This is a genomic window from Litorivivens sp. (genome assembly GCF_057445395.1).
Window position 1 is genome coordinate 1 of the sequence record NZ_JBVBUV010000124.1, and the last position, 5,656, is coordinate 5,656.

Sequence of the window (5,656 nt, forward strand, 5' to 3'; positions counted from 1 at the left end):
CCCCCGCGAAAGCCAAGGCAGCAAAGAGCGAGCCCGCCAGCAAAGCCGAGAGCGCTAAGACTGCACCAGCGAAAAAGGCCCCAGCGAAGGCAAAGGCCGCAGCTAAAGCGGCAAAGCCAGCAAAACCCGCGCCGGTTGCACCTCGCCCAGAACCGCCGGAACCACCACCGCCCCCGAGGCGCAAGGCCACGTTTCTGCCGGACACCATCAGTCGGCCGAAATCCAAAGCCGATACGGTTGCATCAATTTTTGACGTGGAATAACCCGGCAAAGATCACGCTAGGCTAGGCATCACCCTCAGCGGGTGGTGTCGCTGCCACCGCCTCAATCAACTCACCCAGCAATCCGTTCCAAGCCAGCTCCAGCTGGTCAAAGTAACGGTGTAAATTGGTCTGCGCACAGAGAGGAAAAGATTGCTTTTTCGGCGAAATCGCGGCCTTCTGCCAGTAACTGTAGATTTCATCCTGCTGCCAACGCTCCAGCGACATCTCGAAACGCTGCGCCTCCTGATAGACATTGGGCGGCGCCGCCTGCTTGATACGGCGGCGCAGGGCGCGTGCTTCCAGCAGGAAGTTTTCGCGAAAAGACTGGCTGTGCGCCACCATGTCGGCGATCTGATCAGGCGCCCAGACGATACCGCGCTTGGCCAGCCAACAGGCTGACAGCAACAGATTTACGTCCGCACCATAGTCTTCCTGCAGTCTCAGACAGAGTTTCTGTACCCGAGGCTGGGAATAAACCAGCAAGGTATATTGCCAAAGGGCATTGTCGGCCACAGTGCCTCCGTTATAATCGCCGCCCATGATTGAATTCGAACAGTTAAGCTTACTACGCGGCGGCAAAACTTTACTAGAAAGTGCCGACTTGCGCCTGCACGACGGCGATCACGTTGCCTTGATCGGCGCCAATGGCAGCGGAAAATCCAGCCTATTTGCCCTGTTGCGCGGCAAGCTCGAACCTGATCGCGGCAGTGTACGGATTCCCAAACAGTGGCGCATCGCCCATATGGCTCAGGAGGTCTCGGCCAGCGATCGGCCCGCCGTCGACTACGTGATCGACGGCCACACGGAATTCAGACAGGTTGAGACCGAACTGGCAACCTGCAGAAATGATATGAGATTGGCCGAATTACATGGTCAGCTCGACGCCCTGAACGCTTACGCCATTCCCAGCCAAGCCGAGCAGCTGCTGTTGGGCCTGGGCTTTAAGCAGAGCCAGCTGAGCACGCCGGTACGGGATTTCTCAGGCGGCTGGCGCATCCGGCTCAATCTGGCCCAGGCGCTAATGCGCCCCTCCGACCTGCTGCTGCTCGATGAGCCCACCAACCACTTGGATATGGATGCGACCTTGTGGCTCGAGCAATGGCTGCAGGCCTACAGCGGCACTCTGATGCTGATCTCCCACGATCGCGACTTTATCGACGCCACGTGTAATCAGGTAGCGCACCTTAGCAACCACACACTAACCCACTATCGCGGCAACTATTCAGCGTTCGAGCGCCAGCGTGCGGAAAAGCTCGCCCAGCAGCAATCTGCCTTTGAAAAGCAGCAAGCTGAAATTGCCCATATGGAAAACTTCATCCGACGCTTTAAGGCCAAGGCGACCAAGGCTCGCCAGGCCCAAAGCCGCATCAAAGCGCTGGAGCGGATGACCGAAATTGCACCGGCACACGTGGATTCGCCGTTCAGTTTCCGCTTTCCGGTACCTGAGAAAATGTCAGACCCGCTGCTGACGTTGTCGCAGGCAGAGCTGGGCTATGACGGCAAAACGATTTTGCGGAACATCAAGCTCAGCGTACACCCGGGCAGCCGCATTGGCCTGCTGGGTGCCAATGGTGCCGGCAAGTCCACTCTGCTGAAAACCCTCGGCGGCGTGCTGCCCCTACTCAGCGGCAAACGCACGCAGGGCGAGCATCTGGCGCTGGGCTATTTCAGCCAGCACCAACTGGAAACCCTCGATCTGGACGCCAGCCCTGCCACCCAATTGCAGCGGCTAGCTCCAAAAGCCCGCGAACAGGAAATCCTCAATTTCCTCGGCAGCTTCAATATTCGCGGTGATATGGCTTCCGGTTCCTGCCGCTTTTTTTCTGGCGGCGAAAAAGCCCGATTGGCGCTGGCCATCATCGTCTGGCAGAAGCCCAACCTTTTGCTGCTGGACGAACCCACCAACCATCTCGATCTGGAAATGTGTCAGGCCCTTACCGTTGCTTTGCAGGGATTCGACGGCGCTTTGATTGTTGTATCCCACGATCGTCACCTGCTGCGAAACACCGTCGATGACCTGTTGCTGGTCAACGACGGCAAGGCCGAAGCCTACGACGGCGATCTCGATGACTACCGGCGCTGGATTCTGAGTCGCGCCAGCGAACAGAGTAGCAACACCGCCGCACAACAGGAAAAACCCCAGGACAAGAAACGTGCCCGTCAGGATGCCGCTGCCGAACGTGCGCGCCTGGCGCCGCTGCGCAAACAGGTGAAAGCCCTCGAGGCCACGATGGACAAGGCCAATCAGCGTCTTTCAGAACTCGAAGAAGTGCTCGCCGACACTGCGCTCTACGAGCCCGCAAACAAAGCGCAGTTGCAGACCCTGCTTCGCGAACAGGGCGACACCCGGCAGGCTTTGGAAGCGGCAGAAGAAGAATGGCTCAGCGCGCAGGAAGCACTGGAACAGGCCGGCAGCTGATTTGACTTGGCGCCGCGCAGCCAAGACTGGTTAGAATAAGGCTTCTATTCCAGCAGGAGCCTATAATGAAACGCCTTCGCACCCTGTTTTTCGCATTCATCGTACCCTTCATCACGCTTGGCGCCGGCCAGATTGAGGCCGTCCCCGAAGAAAAGGTCATTGAATTTTCCGACGCATTGGGATCTGCCGTGCTTTATACCCCGCGCGGCAAAAAAGCTGATACCGGTGTGATTGTGGTTCACGAGTGGTGGGGGCTGAATGATTACGCCCGCAACCGCGCCCGACAGTTGGCGAACGAAGGCTACGCCGCTATCGCGGTGGACATGTATGGCCACGGTAAGGTCGCCACCCACCCCAAAGACGCCACGGCCTTTATGAATGCCGCACTGGCCGAACCCGAAAAAATGAACGCCCGCTTCAACGCTGCAAAGGCGGAGCTGGAAAAACTCAAGAAAGTCGATCGCATTTTCGCCATCGGCTACTGCTTTGGCGGCGCTGTGGTGCTAAATCAGGCGCGCATGGGCAATGACCTTGCCGGCGTGGCCAGTTTTCACGGCTCCCTCGGCACCCAGACCCCAGCCCAGGAAGGCAAGGTAAAAGCCAAAGTCCTGGTCGCCACCGGCGGCGCTGACCCCATGGTGCCAGCCAAACAGGTAGGTGACTTTGTCACAGAAATGGGTGAAGCCGGTGTCAGCCTGCAGTTACTTAGCTTCCCGGGCGTACTGCATAGTTTCACCAACCCCGATGCCACAGCCAAGGGTAAGGAAACCGGACTGCCGGTTGCCTACGACGAAGCTGCGGACAAGCAAAGTTGGGCGGCGTTAATGCAATTTTTAAAGTAACGGCATTAACTTCCCGGGCGCTCAGACGTTAGGCGGCCCGGGAATTCGTTCTGTATAACCAATATTAAAAAATACCTCACTAAATCAAAGCCCTACTTAACAGAATCCCGTCAGCGACGCCCAAACGAACTGTTTTTTGTTGTTATTTCGATTTACTTTCAGTAACTTGGAGCAGAAGACTGCATTTTTTTCTAGAATAACTGCAGGGCCGCTGCCAACAAATTGATCAGCACCGGCACACACTGGCGATAACAAAGGTTAATAGTAATGAGACAGCTAGCTCAGGCGCTTCTTCTTGGAATGTTGGTTGTCACCCTGAGCGGTTGCCCAGGGGACAGTGATAGTGACGATGGCACGCCTTCCATAAGCGGCCTCAAGGACTCGAGTGGTTCATCTGGTTCATCGAGCAGCGGCGATAGTAGCAGTAGTTCCAGTACCGGCCCCACGGTTGCCCGAATGGGTTCAACCAGCGGAGGAACCTTTACGGAAGGAACGATCAAGGCCAACAGCACAACTCTCTCTGCAGGTGAAAGTACGTCACTCAGCGTAGAAATTGTTGACCAGAATGGAGCGCCGGTTACCGAAAGCGCCGAAATCTTTTTTACTTCCGGCTGTGTATCTTCAGGCCTTTCGGAAATTACTCCGGCTGTCGCCACCACCAACAATGGCACCGTACAGGTGACCTATAAGGCGATTGGCTGTGATGGCTCTGACACCATAAGGGCACAATCATCTTTAAATGCCAGCACGCTCAGCTCTACGGTCTCAATAACTGCAACGCCAGCGCCACTCGGTGCAATAACGTTTTTATCATCTGCACCTAATATTGTCGGCATTCGCGGCACAGGAGCAATTCCGGAACAATCGATCGTCACGTTCAAGGTAACAAATACCGCAGGCGGCCCCGTCCAGAATCAACCGGTCGACTTCAAGTTGAACTCCTCGGTAGGTGGCGTCTCACTCAGTAATGCGCAGGGAACAACCGACGCTGAAGGTCTGGTAAGCACAACGGTCATATCTGGCGATGTGCAGACGACCGTGCGAGTCACAGCTACGACGACTCGTGACGGTAAAACCACAACTGCACAGTCCAACGGCCTGGCAGTGACTACCGGCATTCCCGATCAGGACAGTTTTTCTATAAGTGCTGAAACCCTCAACATTGAAGGCCTCAACCTCGACGGCGTGACAACCAAGGTTAACATCCGCGCGGCAGACCGCTATAACAACCCTGTTGCCGACGGCACCGCAATAGCTTTCACTACTGAGGGCGGATCAATCGAGGGCACCTGCAGCACCGTCGCTGGTGTTTGCTCTGTAACATTCACGTCACAGGATCCTCGGCCCAGCAACGGGCGCGCAACTGTTCTGGCTTATGCTGTTGGCGAAGAAACTTTTGTTGACGCCAACCCTTCAAATGGCCAATTTGACGATGGCGAAAGCTTCACCGATATTTCCGAAGCCTATCGCGATGACAATGAAAGCAATTCCCGTGACACTAACGAAGTTTTCGTAGACTTTGATTCAGACAAAACCTTCGACAACCCCGACTCGCTGTTCAACGGGCTATTGTGTAACGGGCCCACTTGCGCCGCTCCCGAAAACCGCACGCTCAACGTGTGGGAAAATATCGTAATCGTATTGTCAGGCTCCAATCTCAATGTTCAGGTGACACCAGCGGTGATAGACCTAAACACTGGCGGCAAAAGCGTCACCGTCACTGTGTCGGATATAAACGGCCAAGTACCGCCAAAAGGTACGACGATAAAAGCAGAAACATCGCAAGGGAAAATTTCTGGCCCATCGTCATTCACCGTACCCAACACAAATTTCAACGGCGCGCTAAGCTACAGTATTTTTGTTGAGCCAGGTACGGCAGGTAAAGATGGTGTTCTAACCGTAACGGCTGAGACACCATCAGGCACGATTTCTACTGGGCGCGCGACGGTAGATCAAACACCTTAAATCACTGATACGCCCGCAGAGTGCAGCCTTACTTTAGAGGCTGCGCTCCGCAAATTCCAACTCCGCTACAGCACCGTCACCCGTCTGACCCAGCACAAACTTCTCCACTTTGCCCCCTACCAACGGAATCTTCGCCTTGCAGGTGTGGGAAACACTGTATACACAGC

Annotated in this window: 6 protein-coding genes; 4 read left to right on the forward strand and 2 right to left on the reverse strand. The window is 55.6% G+C overall.

The genetic code is table 11. The features are described 5' to 3' along the window. The coding region (locus tag AC222A_RS18620; RefSeq protein WP_486775429.1) for a hypothetical protein at nucleotides 1-263 on the forward strand (263 nt) is incomplete at its 5' end. 21 nt (nucleotides 264-284) lie between these two features. Here the strand turns inward: AC222A_RS18620 and AC222A_RS18625 are convergent. Next, on the reverse strand, nucleotides 285-776 hold the full coding sequence (locus tag AC222A_RS18625) for a TIGR02444 family protein (protein WP_372749350.1): 492 nt from the start codon (nucleotides 774-776) through the stop codon (nucleotides 285-287). A 25-nt stretch (nucleotides 777-801) separates the two neighbouring features. Here AC222A_RS18625 and AC222A_RS18630 point away from each other — a divergent pair, with 25 nt between their 5' ends. From AC222A_RS18630 to AC222A_RS18640, 3 genes are all read left to right on the forward strand, one after another. Next, complete coding sequence (locus AC222A_RS18630; protein WP_372749351.1) at nucleotides 802-2,682, forward strand: ATP-binding cassette domain-containing protein; 1,881 nt, start codon at nucleotides 802-804, stop codon at nucleotides 2,680-2,682. Between the two features lie 65 nt (nucleotides 2,683-2,747). Next, nucleotides 2,748-3,524 (forward strand): dienelactone hydrolase family protein, encoded by a 777-nt coding sequence (locus AC222A_RS18635; RefSeq protein ID WP_486775430.1) that lies wholly within the window; start codon nucleotides 2,748-2,750, stop codon nucleotides 3,522-3,524. Nucleotides 3,525-3,791: 267 nt separating this feature from the next. Beyond that, the gene (locus AC222A_RS18640; RefSeq protein ID WP_372749353.1) at nucleotides 3,792-5,489 is read left to right on the forward strand and encodes a hypothetical protein; all 1,698 of its coding nucleotides are present in this window, start codon (nucleotides 3,792-3,794) and stop codon (nucleotides 5,487-5,489) included. Between the two features lie 33 nt (nucleotides 5,490-5,522). Here AC222A_RS18640 and AC222A_RS18645 read toward each other — a convergent pair. Then, the coding region (locus AC222A_RS18645; RefSeq protein WP_486775431.1) for a DUF2505 family protein at nucleotides 5,523-5,656 on the reverse strand (134 nt) is incomplete at its 5' end.